Origin of the sequence: Pelagimonas sp. KU-00592-HH, assembly GCF_040369695.1 — a bacterium.
In the GTDB taxonomy this organism is placed as follows: domain Bacteria; phylum Pseudomonadota; class Alphaproteobacteria; order Rhodobacterales; family Rhodobacteraceae; genus Shimia.
The window spans coordinates 1,147,368-1,163,704 of sequence record NZ_BAABWM010000001.1 but is presented as its reverse complement, the minus strand read 5'-3'; the positions used below and the strand labels follow the sequence as shown (position 1 = coordinate 1,163,704).

Annotated in this window: 16 protein-coding genes; 4 read left to right on the top strand and 12 right to left on the bottom strand. The window is 63.2% G+C overall.

Annotation, left to right across the window (positions count from 1 at the left end; translation table 11 throughout):
• Positions 1–11: 11 nt before the first annotated feature.
• The 3 genes from ABWV42_RS05635 to ABWV42_RS05625 all read right to left on the bottom strand — a co-directional run bounded on the left by ABWV42_RS05635 (position 12) and on the right by ABWV42_RS05625 (position 3,812).
• Positions 12–1,097 carry a Zn-dependent alcohol dehydrogenase gene (locus tag ABWV42_RS05635; RefSeq protein WP_353339239.1) on the bottom strand — a complete coding sequence of 362 codons (1,086 nt, stop codon included), beginning with the start codon at positions 1,095–1,097 and terminating at the stop codon, positions 12–14.
• A 110-nt stretch (positions 1,098–1,207) separates the two neighbouring features.
• The gene (locus ABWV42_RS05630; RefSeq protein WP_353339519.1) at positions 1,208–2,410 is read right to left on the bottom strand and encodes a TCR/Tet family MFS transporter; all 1,203 of its coding nucleotides are present in this window, start codon (positions 2,408–2,410) and stop codon (positions 1,208–1,210) included.
• Between the two features lie 73 nt (positions 2,411–2,483).
• On the bottom strand, positions 2,484–3,812 hold the full coding sequence (locus tag ABWV42_RS05625; protein WP_353339238.1) for a lyase family protein: 1,329 nt from the start codon (positions 3,810–3,812) through the stop codon (positions 2,484–2,486).
• Positions 3,813–4,004: 192 nt separating this feature from the next.
• On the opposite strand from ABWV42_RS05625, the gene ABWV42_RS05620 reads away from it, so the two are divergent.
• Complete coding sequence (locus ABWV42_RS05620; RefSeq protein ID WP_255107379.1) at positions 4,005–5,444, top strand: SPFH domain-containing protein; 1,440 nt, start codon at positions 4,005–4,007, stop codon at positions 5,442–5,444.
• A gap of 147 nt (positions 5,445–5,591) precedes the next feature.
• Here ABWV42_RS05620 and ABWV42_RS05615 read toward each other — a convergent pair whose 3' ends face one another.
• From ABWV42_RS05615 to ABWV42_RS05585, 7 genes are all read right to left on the bottom strand, one after another.
• Positions 5,592–5,987 carry a hypothetical protein gene (locus tag ABWV42_RS05615; protein WP_353339237.1) on the bottom strand — a complete coding sequence of 132 codons (396 nt, stop codon included), beginning with the start codon at positions 5,985–5,987 and terminating at the stop codon, positions 5,592–5,594.
• Positions 5,988–6,189: 202 nt separating this feature from the next.
• Positions 6,190–6,906, bottom strand: a complete 717-nt coding sequence (locus tag ABWV42_RS05610; protein WP_353339236.1) for an alpha/beta fold hydrolase — start codon at positions 6,904–6,906, stop codon at positions 6,190–6,192.
• The gene (pcaD, locus tag ABWV42_RS05605; protein WP_353339235.1) at positions 6,899–7,702 is read right to left on the bottom strand and encodes a 3-oxoadipate enol-lactonase; all 804 of its coding nucleotides are present in this window, start codon (positions 7,700–7,702) and stop codon (positions 6,899–6,901) included. The genes ABWV42_RS05610 and pcaD overlap by 8 nt, the downstream gene beginning before the upstream one ends.
• Before the next feature lie 2 nt (positions 7,703–7,704).
• Positions 7,705–8,898, bottom strand: coding sequence for an endonuclease/exonuclease/phosphatase family protein (locus tag ABWV42_RS05600; protein WP_353339234.1), 1,194 nt, complete (start codon positions 8,896–8,898; stop codon positions 7,705–7,707).
• A 10-nt stretch (positions 8,899–8,908) separates the two neighbouring features.
• Positions 8,909–9,883: a threonine ammonia-lyase gene (locus ABWV42_RS05595; RefSeq protein ID WP_353339233.1), complete on the bottom strand. Its 975-nt coding sequence runs from the start codon at positions 9,881–9,883 to the stop codon at positions 8,909–8,911.
• Positions 9,880–10,719 (bottom strand): alpha/beta fold hydrolase, encoded by an 840-nt coding sequence (locus ABWV42_RS05590; RefSeq protein ID WP_353339232.1) that lies wholly within the window; start codon positions 10,717–10,719, stop codon positions 9,880–9,882. The genes ABWV42_RS05595 and ABWV42_RS05590 overlap by 4 nt, the downstream gene beginning before the upstream one ends.
• Positions 10,720–11,406 carry a haloacid dehalogenase type II gene (locus tag ABWV42_RS05585; RefSeq protein ID WP_255107364.1) on the bottom strand — a complete coding sequence of 229 codons (687 nt, stop codon included), beginning with the start codon at positions 11,404–11,406 and terminating at the stop codon, positions 10,720–10,722. It lies immediately after the preceding gene.
• A gap of 159 nt (positions 11,407–11,565) precedes the next feature.
• Between ABWV42_RS05585 and ABWV42_RS05580 the strand changes: the two genes are divergently transcribed.
• Together ABWV42_RS05580 and ABWV42_RS05575 are read left to right on the top strand one after the other, a co-directional pair.
• Positions 11,566–11,994 (top strand): FKBP-type peptidyl-prolyl cis-trans isomerase, encoded by a 429-nt coding sequence (locus ABWV42_RS05580; RefSeq protein ID WP_353339231.1) that lies wholly within the window; start codon positions 11,566–11,568, stop codon positions 11,992–11,994.
• Between the two features lie 244 nt (positions 11,995–12,238).
• A complete protein-coding gene (locus ABWV42_RS05575) occupies positions 12,239–13,294 on the top strand; it encodes an NAD(P)H-dependent flavin oxidoreductase (protein WP_353339230.1) in 1,056 nt (351 codons plus the stop codon).
• Here ABWV42_RS05575 and ABWV42_RS05570 read toward each other — a convergent pair.
• Both ABWV42_RS05570 and fabB read right to left on the bottom strand, forming a co-directional pair.
• Positions 13,291–14,079 (bottom strand): enoyl-ACP reductase FabI, encoded by a 789-nt coding sequence (locus ABWV42_RS05570; RefSeq protein ID WP_353339229.1) that lies wholly within the window; start codon positions 14,077–14,079, stop codon positions 13,291–13,293. The genes ABWV42_RS05575 and ABWV42_RS05570 overlap by 4 nt on opposite strands.
• A gap of 163 nt (positions 14,080–14,242) precedes the next feature.
• Positions 14,243–15,472, bottom strand: coding sequence for a beta-ketoacyl-ACP synthase I (gene fabB, locus ABWV42_RS05565; protein WP_353339227.1), 1,230 nt, complete (start codon positions 15,470–15,472; stop codon positions 14,243–14,245).
• A gap of 198 nt (positions 15,473–15,670) precedes the next feature.
• On the opposite strand from fabB, the gene ABWV42_RS05560 reads away from it, so the two are divergent.
• A complete protein-coding gene (locus ABWV42_RS05560; RefSeq protein WP_353339226.1) occupies positions 15,671–16,222 on the top strand; it encodes a hypothetical protein in 552 nt (183 codons plus the stop codon).
• Positions 16,223–16,337: the final 115 nt, after the last annotated feature.

The following is a 16,337-nucleotide window of genomic DNA, read 5'->3' as shown; positions in this document are numbered from 1 at the left end:
ATCCTGCCGCGTCAGTCAAAGACAATCACGTTGCGTTTGGCCGATCCGGTTTTGGTGTCGGCGATGGCCTCGTTGATCTGGTCGAGGGTCCAGCGGCCCGAGATCAGCTCGTCGAGTTTCAGGCGGCCCTGCTGGTAGAGATCGACCATCCAGGGAATGTCGCGCTTGATCACAACGTCGCCCATCTTGGAGCCCTGCATGCCCTGGCCGATGGCGGCGAGGATGACGGGTTCGTAAGTGGATTTGGCACCGGAATGCGGCATGCCGACCATGATGACCTTGCCGCCAGGGGCGAGGTAGCGGGGGGCTTCGTCGTAGGCGGGGATGGCGCCGACGGTGACGATCACGGCGTCTGCGCCGCGGCCCATCGCGCGCATGGCTTTGACGAAGGGTTTCTTCTCGGTTGCGAGGACGCCGTCGGTGGCCCCGAACTGTTTGGCGATTTCGAGCTTTTCCTCGCTCATGTCGACGGCCACGATGCGGCGGGCCCCGGCGATGCGGGCGCCCTGAATCGCGTTGAGACCAACGCCGCCAGCGCCGATGACCACCACGTCCTGACCGGCGCGGAGCTGGGCAGCATTCACGACCGAGCCGACGCCGGTGATCACGCCGCAGGCCACGAGCGCGGCGGAGTCCATGGGAATGCCTTCGGGGATTTTTACAACCTGGCTTTGGTCGACAACCACCTTTTCGGCGAAGGCACCGCAGGCCATGGCCTGATGCAGGGTGCCGCCCTCGGCGGTTTTCAGCGGCCCCTTGTCACCATCGTAGGGGGTGCGGCAGATCACCGGCTTGCCTTCTGAACAGGAGGGGCAGGTGCCGCAGGCGCGGATCAGGGTGACAACCACGGGGTCGCCTTCGGCAAGGCCTGTGATGCCAGCGCCCACGGAAGTGACGCGTCCAGCGGCTTCGTGGCCGTAGACTGCTGGCAGGGTGCCGCCCCATGCGCCGTCGGCAAAGGAGATGTCGGAATGGCAGACGGCGACGGCGTCGAGGGTGACTTCGACTTCGCCCATTTCGGGGCTGCGGAGCTGAACATCTTCGACAACGAGGGGCTGTCCGAATTCGTGGCAGACAGCGGCTTTGATTGTTTGCATGGTGCCCTCCCTTTGGCTGGCATCAGCGTTGCGGGGCGCGGCACGGTTACGCAAGGGCAAAATTTCGGGACGTGCCGTCAAATGCCTGACATTTTCTGCAAGTGCGGGGTTCAGAGCCTTTTGCGGACGCGGGAAAACAGCAGGAGGCCGATGCCGAGCAGGCAGGCGGAGAGGATGAAGGGCGCGCCGGGGGCATAGACCGGGGCGGCGGGTTTGGTGAAATAGGCGAAGGTTTGCGTCATCATCAGCGGCGCGAGGATGGTGGCCAGCGAGGTGAGCGAGGTCAGGACGCCCTGTAGTTCGCCCTGCGCGTCATCGGGGACGCGGCGGGACATGATGGCTTGGAGGGCGGGCATTCCGAGAGCGCCGAGGGCGGAGACCGGGACGGCGGCGAGGACAAGCAGGCCGGAGGTGACGACGCCGAGGAAGATGAGCGAGGCGAATTCGATCACGAGGCCGAAGGTTACTGTGCCGCGGTTGCCGAAGATGCGGATGGATGGTGCGACCAGCAGGCCCTGAACGATGGCAAAGCCGAGACCGTAGGCGGCAAGGGACAGGCCGATCATGCCGGGCGACCAGCCGAGGCGTTCGGTGGTGAAATAGGCCCAGATCGACGGATAGACGGCGGTGGCGATCTGGTAGAAGAAATAGACCGCCAGAAGCGCGGCAAGGCCCGGCAGGTGGGTGACGGCGCGCAGGGCGCCAAGCGGGTTGGCGCGTTTCCACGAGAACGGGCGGCGGATCTTGTCGGTCACGGTCTCGCGCAGCACGATCCAGCCCAGAAGTGCATTGGCCCCGGTGAGGCAGGCTGCGGCCCAGAACGGTGCGCGGGAGCCGAATTCGGCGAGCAGGCCGCCAAGTACGGGCCCCAGCACGAAGCCGACGCCAAAGGCTGCGCCAATCAGGCCGAAGTTGCGGGCTTTTTCCTCGGGTTTGGAGATGTCGGCCATATAGGCAGAGGCGGTGGAATGGGTTGCGGCCGTGATGCCGCCAACGATGCGGCCTGCCAGCAGGAGCCAGATCGAGCCGGCCACCGCCATGACCACGTAGTCGAGCGCCATGACCACCAGCGAGACCAGCAGCACCGGACGACGGCCGTAGCGATCCGAGAGATTGCCGATGATCGGGCCAAAGAGGAACTGCATCAGGGCAAAGGCGGCGGAGAGCACGCCGCCCCAGATCGCCGCATCGGCCAGGGTGCCGTCCGATACCTCCTGAATCAGCGTTGGCATGACTGGAAAGATCAGGCCGATACCCATGGCGTCGATCACGACGGTGATGAAGATGAAGAGGATCGGCAGGTTGGGACGCATGGGGGGCTCGGGCACTGGTACTGTGCCGCCTAAGGTGGCGCGGGCGCGCCGGTTTGGCAATTGTGGCGCGACGTTACTTCAGCGTGGCGACCTGTGCGGCGAAGGCACGGGCATCGGCGGGGGCGGTGCCCAGTTGCGTGGCGGGATCGAACAGGGCGCTGTCGATCTGCGGGTAGTCGCGGGCCGTGAGTGTCGAGAGAGGCGTCTGGCTGGCGTTTGCCTCCTGGCAGAGCGCCTTGGTGGCGGCCTGCGCGTCGGGGCGGGGCATGTGGGCCGCCAGCGCGAATGAGAGCGCCTCGGCGTGGATCAGCTGCAGCGGCACATTGACGGATTGGGCCATCGCATCAGGGCGTGGCGCGATCAGCGGCAGTTGTTTGGCAGCAAGCGTCAGGGCGGAGGCCGCGCCGAGGGCGATCTGCGGCAGGGTCAGCCATTCGGTGAACCATGCGGCCCCGTCGCGCTGGTGTTTGTGGATGGCAGCCCCTTGCATGGTGGAGAGAAGACCGCGTGCCTGATGCGACAGGGCAGAGAGGGCCGAGGGCATCACCGGGTTCTGTTTTTGCGGCATGGTCGAGGAGGACCCGCCTGCGCCAAGGTCGATTTCGCCGATGCCGGACATGGCCATGGCGATCAGGTCTTCGCCGATCTTGCCAAGGGCGATGTTGCTGCGCACCAGCCAGTCGGCAATGCGCAGCACCGGTGTGCGGTCGGTGTGCCAGCTTTGGCCGGGGTCGCGCAGGTTGAGGCCCTTGGCCAGCGCGGCGCGAATGTCGACGGCCTGTGGGCCAAGGGCACCGGCGGTGCCTGCCGCGCCTGAGAGCGAGACCATGAGACAGGAGGCGCGCAGGTCCGGCAGTTCCTTGAGCAGGCCCAGCAGTGGGGTGCCCCATTCGGCGGCCTGCGCTCCGAAGGAGGTGAGGGTGGCGTATTGGCCATAGGTGCGCGCCGTCATCGGGGTTTCGGCGTGGGTCTCTGCAAGGGCGGCGAGGGCAGCGAGGCAGGTCTTGAGGTCTTTCTCGGCGAGGGTCAGCAGCGAGCGCAGGCGCAGCATCAGGCCGGTGTCGATGATGTCCTGCGAGGTTGCGCCCCAGTGGATGTACTGGGCGTGTTCCGGGGCTTCCATGGCCTTGCGGAAGGCCGCCACCAGACCGGGGACGTTTACGCCGTTCTGGCCGGTGGGTTCGGCAAGGCCCGCGGGGTCGATCTGGACCTCCATGGCAGAGCGGTGGATGAAGAAGGCGCTGTCCTGGGGGATCAGGCCCAACTCGCCCTGCACCTTGGCCAGTGTTCCCTCGACCAGCAGCATCGCGCGGACCTCGGCTGTGTCGGTGAACAGGCGGCCTGCCTCGCCGGTGGGAAACAGGCGGGAAAACAGGGGGCTGTCGAAGACGGAACCGGCCATTTGGACTGTCCTTTGGTTGGGTAATCAGGGCGCGGCCAGTGGTAATCGCAAACGTCCCGAAAGTCAGCAGGGAAGCGGGGGTAATGTGCTAATGTCTTGAATTTGTTAAATACAATCCCCATATTCTGGTTGTTGAGGGGGCGATCCATGCGCCCGTTTCTTTTAAGAAAACAATACCACAGGGGGATTTACATGCTGTTTTGGCCAATCCTAGGACTTTTCATCATTGCGGCGGGCTATGTCATACGTCGCAACTTCAACTTTCCGGACAATGCCAACCTTGACGGGGCCGTGAACATGGCCGGTTGGGGCATCAAGGCAGGGGGCTTTCTGATGGTCGTCGTGACGGCGTTCAACGGGATGTTCTTTTATGCCGAGCCGGGGTTCAAATACCACGTGCGCACCATTCTGGGCGAAGAGAAGATGGTGTCGGATACCGGCTATAACCTCTATCTGTTCGGGCGCTATAATGCGTGGAAGAACGCGATGTCGGTGCAGGCGTCATCGTCGGGACGTGGCGAGGTTGTGGCCGAGGCCGAAAGCGCGCAGATGAGCGCGAACCTTGCGCCGAAATCGCTCGTGTTCCTGGATCAGGTGGATGCCTTCGTGTCGGCGACCTCGCGGTTTGAGCTGCCAAGTGACGAGGATGCCTTTTTGCGTCTGGCCCGCCAGTACCGCACGCCCGAGAACCTGTTGCGCACGGAACTTGTGCCGGCCTTCGAGGAAACCCTTGGGGCGACGGCGGCGCTGATGTCGGCAGAGGATTATTTCCAGGGCGGCAAGACCGAGTTCAACAACGAGTTCCAACGCCAGATGGAGGACGGGATTTACCTTGTGCGCCGGATCGAGACGCAGGTGGAAAGCGGGCAGAGGCGCGCGGGTTCGGCCAATGCGGCGCTGGGCGAGGATCAGGAAGACTTTGGCGATGATACCAAGACGGTTTTCGTGGTTCAGAAGCTGCTGGATGCCACCGGTCAGCCGCGCCGCAAGCAGCAGTCATTTACCAAGTTCGGGATCTCGGTGACTTCGGCGCGGGTGACGGATGTGAACCCGAACCAGAAGTTCAAGGACCGCATGGCGCTGCGCCAGCAGGCAGCGGCGGATCGTGCGATTGCCCGTGAACAGCGTATCCAGGAAGAGGAACAGAAGCTGTTGGCCGTGGCCCGCGGGGAACGCGAGGTGGCCGAACGTCAGGCGGCGGCGAAGGTGATCCAGATCGAAAAGACCACCGATGCCGAGACCGAAAAGCAGCTGGCGATCACCGCGGCCGAGCGTGAGCGGGAAGCGGCGCGGATTGCAAAGGAGCAGTCGGAGATCCTTCTGGAGAAGGCGCGGATTGATGCGGAGGCGGTGCAGGTGGCCGCGGATGCGGAGGCCTATGCCAAGACGCAGATCCTCGAGGCGGACAACGCGCTGGCGCAGAAGCTGGATGCCGAGGTGGAAATTCAACGCCTGTGGGCGGAGGCCTTTGCCCGCCGCAACGTGCCGACCTATGTCTTTGGCGGCAGCGGGTCATCGGACGGTGGCGCGCCGGTCGGATCGGACGACGAGGCCTCGCGCCTGTTCCAGATCCTGACGTTGCAGGCAGCGGAACGGCTCGACTACAACCGCTCGATTGCAACCGGCCAGTAAGGCATCGGGAAACACGGAAGGGGCGCGGGAAAGCCTGCGCCTTTTCCTGGGTCTGTTGCGGGGGCAAACACAGCGGCGCAATCGAGCAAGACTTAGACGCTCAACGACCTCACTGTTGCTGAGATGGAAAGCGTCGCGCCATTGGGGCTAAGGTTTATCGAGTATCTTATGCTCGATGTGATCGGCTTCACTGGGGTCTGTGTAGTGACGGATGAGCCTTTCAAATACTTCAGCGGCTTTCGCAGGATTGCTTGGTGCTATTTCCATGATCAAGATACGTCCGAACACTGCGTTGCTATCAATCGGCATCTCATAACATGCACCATCTTCAATCATTCGGTCATATGCAGCTTCAAGTGCTTCAAGATCAGCGAGACTCGTGTTCCACAGAAACGTATATTTCGCGGTTTGTAAGTCGCTTCCGAAATCATTTGATCGACAAAGTCTAATGATGTCATTTACGCTTTCAAGGAGTTGGGTTTGGACAAAGTCACGTACAGAACTCCTGATCTCCGTAGATTTGCTCACGGTATTTTCTTTCATGTTATCGAGACAAACTCTTCCACCTTTGAAACGGTGAGACAACGCAATCAATCATTTGTTGTACCGCCGCAACGGACATTCATGCGCGGCATGGCATCGGTCACTCTAGGCTCAAACCAGACGTAAGGTGTTGCGGGCCATGCGCTTTTGATCGGCGGCGCATTGGTAAGGAGCTTGGGGGAGACTGTGCGCCCTTCTGTCCTCAGGACGGGGTGTTGAGGATGTCGTGGATCAGGGTGGCGAGGCTGGTGGGGTTGGCGAAGAAGGGTGAGTGGCTGGTGGCCAGCAGGTGCCGGTTGGTGGCGGGAAGGGCGCGGGCCATCTCTTCCTGGAATTCGGTGGGAATGGCGTTGTCGAAGGCGCAGCGGATGTAGCTGCGGGGGATGGTGGTGTGGCCGGTGCCAAGCCGGGCGGGCGTGGTTTGCGGCAGGGTGGCCTGTGGCGTGATGTGCGCCTGTGCATAGGCGACGGTGCCGGGGGGGCAATCGGCGTAGAAGACCTCTTTGGCGTGTTCCGGGAAGACGGTGTAGCTTTGACCGTCTTCGGCGCGGTTGATGGCCTTCAGGATCGGCTGGCGCGGGGCGAGTTTGCGCATGTCGACCAGCGAGAGGCCGTCGCGCGGGATATACGCGCAGAGGTAGATCAGGTGGCGGATGCGGTCAGGCGCGATGTCGGCGGCCAGCGTCGCGGGGAAGCCGCCCCAGCTGTGGGCGACAACCACGGTGTCCTTGTTGAGCGCGTCGACAACAGAGCGGGTGCAGCTTTCCAGTGTGACCTCGGCGATTGGTGTGGGATCGTCGCCGTGGCTGGGCATGTCGATGGCGCGGGCGGTGTGGCCGAGGGCGGTGAGTGCGGGGATGGTGTCGCGCCAGCACCATGCGCCGTGGCAGGAGCCGTGGACCAGAAGGATGTCAGCCATTGGTGCCTCGCAGGTGGCCGGTGTCTTCGATGAAGCGGGTCAGGAGGGCGGCGTATTCCTCGGGTTTCTCGACGCAGGGCAGGTGGCCGGCGCGGCGGATCAGTTCGAACTTGGAGCCGTGGATCAGGTCGACGGTTTCGCGCACGAGATCGGGGGGCGAGGCGCCGTCTTCGCTGCCGGCGATGCCGAGGGTGGGCAGGCGCAGGCCGGAGGTTGGGGTATAGAAATCGGTGCCCTTGATGGCGGCGCAGCAGCCGGCGTAGCCTTCGGCGGGCTGGCGCACCAGCATGTTGCGCCAGAGCTCCATGTCGGGTGTGGCGCGGAAATCGCGGCCGAACCAGCGTTCCATGATGGGATCGGCCAGCGCCTCGATCCCGTCGCGTTTCACGGTGTCGATGCGGTCCTGCCACATCTTGGGCAGGCCCATCTTGGCGGCGGTGTTGGACAGGACGAGGGCGCGGATCAGGTCGAGGCGTTTCACCGCGAGGCCCTGTGCTATCATGCCGCCGATGGAGAGGCCGACAAAGAGCGCGTCTTTGACCGCGAGCATGTCGAGCAGGCGTTCGGTGTCACGCACCAGCGCGCCCATCGAATAGGGGCCGGGCGGGCAGGAGGAGAGACCGTGGCCGCGTTTGTCGAAGCGGATGATCCTGAGCCCCTTGGGCAGGTGCGGCAGGATCGGATCCCAGAGGCGCAGATCGGTGCCAAGCGAGTTGGCAAAGACCACGGGCGCGCCATCGGGGTCGCCGTCGATGCGGTAGTGAAGGCGGACGTCGCCAAGGTTTGCGATGTTCATGCTCAATCCTTGATCTGCATATGCGCCATCACTTGTCCGTGGTCCGACGCCAGCTTGTTGTAGGGCGCTTCGGCGTGGCTGCCATCGGTCAGGTGGTCGTTGAAGACGCTGAAATATTCCATCTCGCCGATGCGGTCGGCGTTGTCAGGATGGAAATGGCGCGACATGTAGATCTGGTCAAGGCTTTCGTAGACGCCGCCGAAGGCCGAGGTGTAGATCATGTCGCGCAGGGACTTGCGGACAAACAGGCTTTCGGCGCTGGTCAGGCGATGGGAGAGAACGGCGTTGGTGATCGCGGTGTTTTCCTCTTTCGAGTAGCGGTCGTTGCGGTCCTTGGCGTCGTGGCGCAGCATCCATGCGTAGTTGCGGAAGGGCTGTTCGCCGGAGATGATTTCCGAGCTGACCGCATGTTCGCCGTCGTTGAAATCGCCCAGCACCATGACCGGGTGCCCCTGTTCGAGTTCGGCGACGATCTCACGGCGCAGGACCCAGGCTTCGGCCATGCGGCGGGTTGCGGCGCGCAGGGCGCCGAGGGCACGGCCGACGGGATCATAGTGGGTGAGATCGGCCTCGGGGGCGAAGTCGGCGCCGGGGGCTTTGGCGAATTCGCCGAGTTTCGATTTCAGGTGGCAGTTGAAGACGGTGATGACCGTGTTGCCGACGGGCACGCGGGCCTTGAGGATCGGGCGCGAGGTGCGGGTGAGACGGTAGGATCCGGCGTCTTCGCCGGTGAGATCGCGGAAGGGAATTTCGAGCGGTTCGTCAAGCTGCTGGATCACCTCGGGGGTGCCGACAAACCCTTGGCGCGAGAGAATGGCGAGGCCGGGGCGACGCTGGCCGGGCAGGCCGTTGTCATTCACGTTCGGGGCAAAGGCAAGGCCTGCGTCGCGGTAGCTGTCGTAGCCAAGTTTCCGGAAGATCGCCTTTTTGCGGTAGCTCTTGGTTTTCGAGGGCAGGACGGCATCGTTGCTTTCCTGTCCGATGCGGTCGGCCTCGGCCACGACATCGCGCAGGGCCTTTTCCTCGAAGATTTCCTGAAACCCGATGATGTCGGCGTCCATCGAAAAGATCTGCTGGGCCATCCAGTCTTCTTTCCAGGCGTATTCCTCGGGGGTGTAGGTCTGGAACTGGTAGTATTCCTGATCCGGGCCGATCAGGTTCTTGACGTTGAACGAGGCGATGGTGAAGCGGGTCATGGGCAAAACCTCAGGCGAAGCGGGAGAGCGCGGTCTGGAACATTTCCGGGTCGACGTTGCCGCCGGTGCAGATGGCGATGACGTCGTCGCCTTCGATCTGGTCACCGTGGAACAGGGCGGCGGCGAGGGCGGCAGCGCCGCCGGGTTCGACCACGATCTTGAGGCGCAGGAAGGCCAGGGCCATGGCGTGCAGGCATTCGTCATCCGTCACGACAAGGCCGGGGCCGCAGAGGCGGTGCATGATCGGGAAGGTGATCTGGCCCGGTGAGGGGGTCACGATGGCATCGCAGATGCTGCCGGAAGGGGCGTTGTTCTGTTCGATGCCGCCGGAGGTAAGCGAGCGGGCGACATCGTCAAAGCCCTGCGGTTCGCAGGTGCGGGCGCGCAGGGTGGGGGCCTCGGCCTCGAGCGCGAGGGCGACGCCGGATGTCAGGCCGCCACCGCCGCAGCAGACGAGAACGTCGGCGTTTTGGATGCCTGCGTCGCTGGCCTGTTCGGCGATTTCAAGGCCGCAGGTGCCTTGGCCGGCGATGACCTGGGGTTCGTCGTAGGGGCGAATGAGGGTGAGGCCACGGTCTTCGGCGATGGCAGAGCCAACCTCTTCGCGGCTTTCGCCGCCCGCGCGGTCATAGAGCACGACCTCGGCGCCAAGGGCGCGGGTGTTGGCGATCTTCAGTTGCGGCGCGTCTTCGGGCATGACGATCACCGCCGGGGCGCCGTGTTGGGCGGCGGCATAGGCGACGCCCTGTGCGTGGTTGCCTGAGGAATAGGCGATCACGCCGCGTTTGCGGGTGTCTTCATCCAGCGCGGACAGGGCCGACCAGCCGCCGCGGAACTTGAACGATCCGGTGTGTTGCAGGCATTCGGGTTTGACCCAGAGGCGGCGGCCCGCGATCTCGTCCAGAAAGGGCGAGGACAAGAGGGGCGTCCGGCGTGCGTGGCCCTGAAGGCGGGTGGCGGCGGCGCGGATCATGTCGATGTTCATGGCGTCTCTTTCAGTTGCGCAATCCATTCCGTCAGCACGGTGACGGATTCCTTTTCGTCAAGAAAGGGGACATGTCCGCGATTTGGCACCGTAACCGCGAGCAGGCCGGGCGTGTGTTGCGCCATGGTTGCAAGGGTGTCGGCGCTCAGGAGATCCGAGTTCGCGCCGCGGATGGCCGCGAGGGGCATCCCGTTCAGGGTGGCGTAGAGCGGCCAGAGATCGGGGGGCGTGGCCTTGGGGTCGTAGGTTGCCAGCACCGCATCACGCAGTTTGGGATCGTAGTTGATGGTGAGGCCGGTGTCGGTTTCGACAAAGTGCTTCTCGACCTCTTCGCGCCAGCGCGATTGTGGAACGCCATCAAAGCCGATCATGCGGTCGCCGAAGACGGCGGCGGCTTCGTCGTGGGTTTTCCAGACCGGATTGCGCCCGAGATAGCCCATGATGACATCAAGGCCGCCGGTTTCGATCACCGGGCCGATGTCGACGAAACAGACGCCCAGCATCCGGTCGCGGGCCAGGGCGGCGAGGGTGAGGGAGATCAGGCCGCCGCGCGAGGTGCCGAGGAAGGCTGCCTTGTCGATCTGGAGGTGATCCATCAGTTCCAGCACATCCTGCGCTTCGCGCGGGACAGTGTAGGTGAGGAAATCCTCGGCCCAGTCGGATTGGCCCCGGCCGCGATAGTCGGGGCGGATGATGCGCGTGCCCTGCAAGGCGGGCAGGGCATAGTCGAAATCGCTGCCATTGCGGGTGAGACCGGAGAGGCAGATCACGGGCAGGCCGGTGCCTTCGTCGGTGTAGTGAAGGGACAGGCCGTCCGTGGTGGTGAAGCGGGGCATTCAGCCTCCTGTCAGGTCGGGGATTGTGGTGAGGTCGGAAAGAATTGTGTGCGGTGTCCACGGCAGGCGGTCGACGGGATCGCCGGCGCGGTTGACCCATGCGGTCTGAAACCCGTAGCCGGAGGCCCCGGCAGCGTCCCAGCCGTTGGATGAAACGAAGAGCACCTCGTCGCGGGCGCAGCCGAACCGCTGGCCGACAAGGTCATAGACACGGTGGTCTGGTTTGAAGATGCCGACGCTTTCGACGCTCAGAACATCGTCGAGGACATCGCCGACGCCCGCGCTCTGGACCGCGCCGTTCAGCATGTCGGGCGAGCCGTTGGACAGGATCGCGGTGTTCATGCCCTGCGCCTTGAGGGCGGCGAGCATGGCGGGCACCTCGGGGTAGGCCGAGAGTTCCCAGTAGAGTTGCAGCAGGCGTTCGCGCAGCTCGGCATCGCCCTGAAGGCCGCTGGCCTCGAGCGCCCAGTCGAGGCCGTTCTGGGTGACCTCCCAGAAATCGGTGTGGGCGTCGGTGATGGCGCGCAGCCATGTGTATTGCAGCTGTTTCAGGCGCCAGTTCTCGGCAACCTTGGGCCAGTGGGTCGCAAAGGTTTCGCGGCCCGGCTCGGTGGCGGCTTCGCGGGCTGCGGCGGCGACGTCGAACAGGGTTCCGTAGGCATCGAAGATGCAGGTTGTGATGGCCATTTTGTCTCTCCCCTCGTGGACATAGTGGCGATTGGAAGCGGGCTGTCAAAGGGTGAATGACCTGCCGTTGTGTTTGACAGGGTGATCGCATAGGGTGCGCCAATTCAATTCGGTAGAAATACCTGCCTGCCGGACCGCAAAACCAGAACTGGACAAGACATGAGTGTTGCAAAATCGGGCGATAAGGTCCGTATCCACTATACCGGAACGCTGAGCGATGGCTCGGTTTTCGACAGCTCGGAAGGCCGTGAGCCGCTGGAATTCACCCTTGGCTCGGGCCAGGTGATCCCCGGTTTCGATGCGGGCGTGACCGGCATGAGCGTGGGTGAGAAGAAGACCGTCGAGATCCCCTGTGACCAGGCCTATGGCCCGTCGCATCCGGAAGCGATCCAGGATGTCCCGCGCGAGCAGATCCCGGCGGAAATCCCGCTGGAGGTGGGTCTGCAACTGCAGATGCAGGCACCGACCGGTCAGGTTGTTCCGGTGACCGTGGTGAAGATCACCGAAGAAGCGGTGACGCTGGACGCCAACCACGCGCTGGCGGGCAAGGACCTGACCTTTGCTCTGGAGCTGGTCGAGATCGCCTGATCCGGTCTTGCGCCGAGATTTTGGAAAGACCCGTGGCGTGGCTGCGGGTCTTTTTGTTTGGGATGAGGGTATGCTCTGGGCACGGGCGGTTCGCCCGGGCCGCGCCCGACCCTCCCCCCGGGAGGGCGCATTTGCGCCCACCCAGGCTCGGGCGCGGCCCTGAGGGTCTGGGCGCACGCCGTAGTTTTGCGGGCTTTCTTTTTGTCGGGGTGCGGGGTTTGCTGGGCGTCAGGAGGATTTCATCATGACGCATTGGTTGCAGGACAGGCTGGGCGTGGCCCATCCGATCATTCAGGCCCCGATGGCGGGGGTGTCGACGCCCCGCATGGCAGCGGCCGTCTGTGCGGCTGGTGGATTGGGATCGCTGGGTGTTGGCGCGGCCAGTGCCGACGGCGCGCGGGAGATGATCCGGGAGCTGCAGGCGCTGACCGCGCGGCCGTTCAACATCAACCTGTTCTGTCATGAGCCCGCCGAACGTGACGGTGCAGTTGAAGGGCGCTGGCTTGAGGCGCTGGCACCGGAATTTGCCCGGTTTGGTGCCGAGGCGCCGGAGGTATTGTCGGAGATCTACAAGAGCTTCCTTGTGGATGATGCCATGCTTGAGGTGCTGCTGGAGACACGTTCCGCGGTTGTCAGCTTTCATTTCGGCCTGCCGGATGCGGGGCGGATCGCGGCTCTGAAAGAGGCGGGCTGTGTGCTGCTGGCCTCGGCGACCTCGGTGGACAGCGCGTTGGCCTGTCAAGCGGCGGGTGTGGATGCGGTTGTGGCGCAGGGTATCGAAGCGGGTGGCCATCGCGGTGTGTTTGATCCGGACGCCGACGACGCGGCGCTGGGCACGGAGGCGCTGGTCGCGCAGCTTGTCGGGGTGTTGGAGGTGCCGGTGATCGCGGCGGGTGGCCTGATGGAGGGTGCCGACATCGCGCGTGTTCTTGGACTGGGGGCCGTGGCGGGTCAGTTGGGCACGGCCTTTGTGGCATCGGACGAAAGCGCGGCGGATGCGGATTACCGCGCCTCCCTGCGCGATCCCGCCTGCCAGCCGCCGGTTCTGACCAAGACGATTTCGGGGCGACCTGCCCGCTGTTTGCAGAATGCGCTTGTGGGCTGGGGGGCGGTTTGTGGCGAAACGGTGCCGGCCTATCCGGTGACCTATGACGCCAGCAAGGCGCTGATGGCGGCGGCCAAGAAGGCCGGAGCCAGCGGCTATGGCGCGCAATGGGCCGGAAGCGGTGCCATGCGCGCCCGCGATGGCGGCGCGGCCGAGATCATGGCGCAGCTGGTGGCGGAGATGCGGGCGGCCTAGAGGTTCTCCGACTGCGGCATCCCGAGGACGTGGTAGCCGCCGTCAACGCGGATGATTTCGCCGGTGGTGCAGGCGCCGGACTCGGAGGCGAGGTAGACGGCGGTGCCGCCGATGGCCTCGAGAGTGGCATTGGCGCGCAGGGGGGCGTTTTCCTCGGTCTGGCGGAAGGTCTTGCGGGCGCCGCCGATCACCGCGCCGGCGAGGGTTTTCATCGGGCCGGGCGAGATGGCGTTCACGCGGATGCCGTCGGGGCCGAGATCGTTGGCAAGGTAGCGGGTGGTGGATTCCAGCGCCGCCTTGGCCACGCCCATCACGTTATAGAACGGCGTCACGCGGTTGGACCCCTGGTAGGTCAGGGTCAGGATCGTGCCGCCGTTTTCCCGCATCATCGGGTGCGTGCGGCGGGCCACGTCGATCAGCGAGTAACAGGAGATGTCCAGCGAGGTCTTGAAGTTGTCACGGCTGGTGTCGAGGAACCGCCCGGTCAGCTCATCGCGGTCGGAAAAGGCGATGGCATGGACGATGAAATCGAGGGTTGGCCATTTGGCCGACAATTGTTCAAAGGCCGCATCCAGCGAGGCATCGTCGGTGACATCGACATCTACCATGACATCCGCGCCAAGGCTTTGCACCAGCGGACGGACCCGTCTGCCAAAGCCTTCGCCCTGATAGGTGAAGGCCAGCTCCGCGCCGGCCTCGGACATGGCCTTGGCGATGCCCCATGCGATGGAACGTTCGTTGGCGACACCCATGATGAGGCCGCGTTTGCCGGACAGTGGCTGCATGTCGTCAGGTCCTTTGTCTTGGTAAGACCGGAATGGCGGCTTTGCGGGGGCGGGTCAAGTCGGAGGCTTGGGCTGCGCGGCAATGGCGGGCATGGATGGCCGTGGTCTGTTCCCCAAATGAAAAGGGCGGGGAAATCCCCGCCCTGATGTTGGATTGGCCGGATCAGCCCTTGTATCTGGACAGGATCATCGAACCGTTGGTGCCGCCGAAGCCGAAGCTGTTGGTCATGACACTGTCGAGGCCCGCGTTTTCGACCAGCTTGGTGGCGATTTCGCCGTCGTTGATGGCCGGGTCCTGGTTTTCGACGTTGATCGACGGGGTGATGAAGTCGCCGTCGAGCATCAGCAGGCAGAAGATGGCTTCGAGTGCGCCAGCGGCGCCCTGTGCGTGGCCTGTCATCGACTTGGTCGAGGAGATCGGCGGCTGTTCCTTGCCTTCGAAGACACGGCGCACGGCCTCGACTTCGCCGACGTCGCCGACCGGGGTCGAGGTGCCGTGGGCGTTGATATAGTCGACCTTGCGGCCTTCGGGCAGGGTTTGCAGGGCGAGGCGCATGGCGCGTTCGCCGCCCTCACCGGAGGGGGCGACCATGTCGTGGCCGTCCGAGGTGGCGGCAAAGCCGGTCACTTCGGCATAGATTTTCGCACCACGGGCCAGCGCGTGCTCGAGGTCTTCGAGAACCACGATGCCACCACCGCCGGAGATGACGAAGCCGTCACGGCTTTCGTCAAAGGCGCGCGAGGCGGTTTCGGGGGCGTCGTTGTATTTCGACGACATCGCGCCCATCGCGTCGAACAGGCAGGACAGGGTCCAGTCGAGTTCTTCGCCACCACCGGCGAACATCACGTCCTGTTTGCCCATCATGATCTGTTCTGCCGCGTTGCCGATGCAGTGCAGCGAGGTCGAGCAGGCCGAGGTGATCGAGTAGTTGATGCCCTTGATCTTGAAGGCGGTCGCGAGGTTGGCCGAGATCGTCGAAGACATGCATTTCGGCACCGCGAAGGGGCCGATGCGCTTGGTCGCGCCGGTTTTCAGCACGGTCTGGTGCGCGGTCAGCATCGCCGAGGTCGAGGGGCCGCCCGAACCGGCAACGAGGCCGGTGCGTTCGTTCACCACCTGGTCTTCGCTGAGACCCGCGTCGGCGATGGCCTGGCTCATGGCGATATGGGCATAGGCCGCACCGTCGCCCATGAAACGCAGGGCGCGTTTGTCGACATGTTCCTTGATGTCGATCTTGAGGGTACCGGCGATCTGGCTGCGGAAGCCATGTTCCGCCATTTCGGGGCTGGCCACGATGCCCGATTTACCCGCTTTCAGCGAGGCGGTGACCTCTTCGGCATTGTTGCCGATGGACGAAACGATGCCCAGTCCGGTGACGACGACACGACGCATACGTGCTCTCCCTTATTTGCTTATGCCTTACTAGGCGTTGAGGGGGGGAGGTGCAAGGTGGGTTGGTTGGAGTGACCGTTTCCTGATTTGGAAGAGAAAACTGTTCGTTGGGCAGAAATAGTACTGGAAGTAGCTAAGCTAAGAGATCAGTTTACAGTGACAAAGTAATTCAAATGAAAAATTGCGGCCTACTTCGACATGTTGAACCTCAATGCAGATCACTTGGACTTGCCAATAAACTATCAGTTCAATCAATTCGTTTGTTTTGAGTTTTTGAACGTGGGAATGGAACAGATGGCCAAATCCTCCCAAGCAAGGAACCATCCGGACGGCAGCTATCATTTTGTCGCTTGTGGTGCTGTTGGGATCGCATGCTTCGCTCAAGGAACCGAACTCCTCCTTAAGGCCGTGTGCCAAGCACGTGGCATGAGGGAGCCGGGAGGCAATCACCCAATCGTGGAATTGTACGAACAATTGACTAGCTGCGAGCGTTTTGTCGAAAACCTCGAAGCTCTATATGGTGCCGAAGGGATTAGTGTAGCGCAAGTTGAAGCGATTGAGACTGTTCGCAAGATTGAGACAGCATGGATGAATGCTCGGTATTTGGGTTTGAAGTCAAAGACACTTGAGCTTCCGTCCCCGAGGAAAGCCGGTCTCTTAGTTTTTGCTGTAGTGGTCTCTTTCTTTGGTAAATGGTCCGGCATTGTGCAAGAACAGCTAAACCTCAATTTGAGATTCATTTCCCCTTAGAAACTACAAGCAAACGTACCTGACCTTTTGCTGGTTCTCTGGAGCTAAAAGAGGCCCGAAAGCCTCTTCTCTTGTCGTGGTGTGATAGGTTTGTTTGCCCAGTCTTCGGGCTCAA

Bases quoted from the DNA above. Each gene is read 5' to 3' on its own strand.
- ABWV42_RS05635 (WP_353339239.1), bottom strand. From the start codon at position 1,097: ATGCAAACAATCAAAGCCGCTGTCTGCCACGAATTCGGACAGCCCCTC.
- ABWV42_RS05630 (WP_353339519.1), bottom strand. From the start codon at position 2,410: ATGCGTCCCAACCTGCCGATCCTCTTCATCTTCATCACCGTCGTGATC.
- ABWV42_RS05625 (WP_353339238.1), bottom strand. From the start codon at position 3,812: ATGGCCGGTTCCGTCTTCGACAGCCCCCTGTTTTCCCGCCTGTTTCCC.
- ABWV42_RS05620 (WP_255107379.1), top strand. From the start codon at position 4,005: ATGCTGTTTTGGCCAATCCTAGGACTTTTCATCATTGCGGCGGGCTAT.
- ABWV42_RS05615 (WP_353339237.1), bottom strand. From the start codon at position 5,987: ATGAAAGAAAATACCGTGAGCAAATCTACGGAGATCAGGAGTTCTGTA.
- ABWV42_RS05610 (WP_353339236.1), bottom strand. From the start codon at position 6,906: ATGGCTGACATCCTTCTGGTCCACGGCTCCTGCCACGGCGCATGGTGC.
- pcaD (WP_353339235.1), bottom strand. From the start codon at position 7,702: ATGAACATCGCAAACCTTGGCGACGTCCGCCTTCACTACCGCATCGAC.
- ABWV42_RS05600 (WP_353339234.1), bottom strand. From the start codon at position 8,898: ATGACCCGCTTCACCATCGCCTCGTTCAACGTCAAGAACCTGATCGGC.
- ABWV42_RS05595 (WP_353339233.1), bottom strand. From the start codon at position 9,883: ATGAACATCGACATGATCCGCGCCGCCGCCACCCGCCTTCAGGGCCAC.
- ABWV42_RS05590 (WP_353339232.1), bottom strand. From the start codon at position 10,719: ATGCCCCGCTTCACCACCACGGACGGCCTGTCCCTTCACTACACCGAC.
- ABWV42_RS05585 (WP_255107364.1), bottom strand. From the start codon at position 11,406: ATGGCCATCACAACCTGCATCTTCGATGCCTACGGAACCCTGTTCGAC.
- ABWV42_RS05580 (WP_353339231.1), top strand. From the start codon at position 11,566: ATGAGTGTTGCAAAATCGGGCGATAAGGTCCGTATCCACTATACCGGA.
- ABWV42_RS05575 (WP_353339230.1), top strand. From the start codon at position 12,239: ATGACGCATTGGTTGCAGGACAGGCTGGGCGTGGCCCATCCGATCATT.
- ABWV42_RS05570 (WP_353339229.1), bottom strand. From the start codon at position 14,079: ATGCAGCCACTGTCCGGCAAACGCGGCCTCATCATGGGTGTCGCCAAC.
- fabB (WP_353339227.1), bottom strand. From the start codon at position 15,472: ATGCGTCGTGTCGTCGTCACCGGACTGGGCATCGTTTCGTCCATCGGC.
- ABWV42_RS05560 (WP_353339226.1), top strand. From the start codon at position 15,671: ATGTTGAACCTCAATGCAGATCACTTGGACTTGCCAATAAACTATCAG.